Source organism: Roseateles sp. P5_B10 (genome assembly GCF_056400485.1).
This window is the reverse complement of sequence record NZ_JBFULE010000754.1, coordinates 1-2,528: the sequence shown is the minus strand read 5'-3', so window position 1 is coordinate 2,528 and position 2,528 is coordinate 1. Positions and strand designations below refer to the sequence as shown.

Annotated in this window: 1 protein-coding gene; it reads right to left on the bottom strand. The window is 67.1% G+C overall.

The annotated features are described in order from the left end of the window. On the bottom strand, positions 1–2,528 hold a 2,528-nt coding region (locus AC1DU6_RS27085; protein ID WP_477860897.1), incomplete at both ends, for a glutamate synthase-related protein.

The following is a 2,528-nucleotide window of genomic DNA, read 5'->3' as shown; positions in this document are numbered from 1 at the left end:
TCGGCCCAGTGGTCGAGGATGTCGCGGGCGCGCTGGCTGCCGGTCCAGCGGTGGTGGTCCTCCAGCAGCTTCTTCAGGATGGCCTCGTCGGTCTGGGCCTCGCGGTCCACGCCGTCGACACCCTTGGTGCGGTGCCAGATGGCCTTGTCGACGCTGGCTTCCYGCTCCTGCGCCGTGGCGAGCTTCTCCAGCGACACCATGCTGGTGTTGCAGCGCTTGGCGAAGTGGCCGTCCTCATCAAACACGTAGGCGATGCCGCCGCTCATGCCGGCTGCGAAGTTGCGGCCGGTCTTGCCGAGCACGGCGACGGTGCCGCCGGTCATGTACTCGCAGCCATGGTCGCCCGTGCCCTCGACGACGGCCGTGGCGCCCGACAGGCGCACCGCGAAGCGCTCGCCGGCGACGCCACGGAAGAAGGCCTCGCCGCGCGTCGCGCCATACAGCGCGGTGTTGCCGACGATGATGTTCTTGGTCGCGTCGCCGCGGAAGTCGATGCTGGGGCGCACGACGATGCGGCCGCCCGACATGCCCTTGCCGGTGTAGTCGTTGGCGTCACCGATCAGGTAGAAGGTGATGCCATGCGCCAGGAAGGCGCCGAAGCTCTGGCCGCCGGTGCCTTCCATCTGGATGAAGATGGTGTGGTCGGGCAGGCCCTCGGGCTTGCGGCGGATCAGCTCGCCGGACAGGCGTGCACCCACCGAGCGGCGCACGTTGCTGACCTCCTGCATGAACTGCACCTTCTCGCCCTTCTCGAAGGCGGGCAGGCACTTCTCGATCAGCTTGACGTCCAGTGCGCGCTCCAGGCCATGGTCCTGCACATCGTTGTGGATGCGGGCCACGTCGGCCGGGACGTTGGGGCGGTGGAAGATGCGGGCGAAGTCCAGGCCCTTGGCCTTCCAGTGCGAGACGGCCTTCTTGGTGTCCAGCCAATCACTGCGACCAATCAGTTCGTCGAACTTGCGCACGCCCAGCTGGGCCATGATCTGGCGCGCTTCCTCGGCAACGAAGAAGAAGTAGTTGACGACGTGCTCGGGGCGGCCGGTGAACTTCTTGCGCAGCACCGGGTCCTGCGTGGCCACACCCACAGGGCAGGTGTTCAGGTGGCACTTGCGCATCATGATGCAGCCCTCGGCCACCAGCGGTGCGGTGGCGAAGCCGAACTCGTCGGCGCCCAGCAGCGCGCCGATGACGACGTCGCGGCCGGTCTTCATCTGGCCGTCGGCCTGCACGCGCACGCGGCCGCGCAGGCGGTTCAGCACCAGGGTCTGCTGCGCCTCGGCCAGGCCMAKYTCCCASGGCGWGCCGSMRTGCTTGATGGASSWCCATGGCGAMGCRCCCGTGCCGCCGTCRTGGCCGGCRATSACGAYGTGGTCGGCCTTGCACTTGGCCACGCCGGTGGCCACCGTGCCCACGCCGACTTCGGACACCAGCTTGACCGACACGTCCGCCTTCGGGTTGACGTTCTTCAGGTCGTGGATGAGCTGGGCCAGGTCCTCGATGGAGTAGATGTCATGGTGGGGCGGCGGGCTGATGAGGCCCACGCCCGGCACCGAGTGGCGCAGCATGCCGATGTACTCGGACACCTTGCCGCCGGGCAGCTGGCCGCCCTCGCCGGGCTTGGCGCCCTGGGCCATCTTGATCTGGATCTGGTCGGCGCTGACCAGGTACTCGKTCGTCACGCCGAAGCGGCCCGAGGCCACCTGCTTGATCTTGGAGCGCAGGCTGTCGTTTTCCTTCAGCTCGTAGTCGACGGCGATGACCTTGCCGTCGATCACGTCGCTGATCTTGGTACCAGCGGTGATCTTGATGCCCTTGAGCTCGTTGCGGTAGCGGGCCGGGTCTTCGCCGCCCTCGCCCGTGTTGCTCTTGCCGCCGATGCGGTTCATCGCGACGGCCAGCGTGGCGTGGGCCTCGGTGGAGATGGAGCCCAGCGACATGGCGCCGGTGGCGAAGCGCTTGACGATGTCGGCAGCCGACTCGACCTCTTCCAGCGGCACGGCCTTGGTCGGGTCGAACTTGAACTCGAACAGGCCGCGCAGCGTCATGTGGCGCTTGCTCTGATCGTTGATGAGCTGGGCGTAGTCCTTGTAGGTTTCGAACTTGCCCGAGCGCGCCGCGTGCTGCAGCTTGGCGATGGCGTCGGGCGTCCACATATGCTCTTCGCCGCGGGTGCGCCAGGCGTATTCGCCGCCAGTCTCCAGCATGCTGTCCAGCAGCGGGTCGTCGCTGAAGGCCGCCTCATGCATGCGGATGGCCTCCTCGGCCACCTCGAACACGCCGATGCCGCCCACCTGCGTGGCGGTGCCGCGGAAGTACTTCTCGACGAAGTCCGGCTTCAGGCCGAYGGCMTCGAAKATCTGCGCGCCGCAGTAGGACWKGTAGGTCGAGATGCCCATCTTSGACATGATCTTGGACAGACCCTTGCCCACGGCCTTGATGTAGTTGTAGCGGGCCTGTTCGGCGGTCAGCTTGGGCGGCAGCTCGTCCTTCATGGCCTCGAGCGTTTCCAGCGCGAGGTAGGGGTGGAC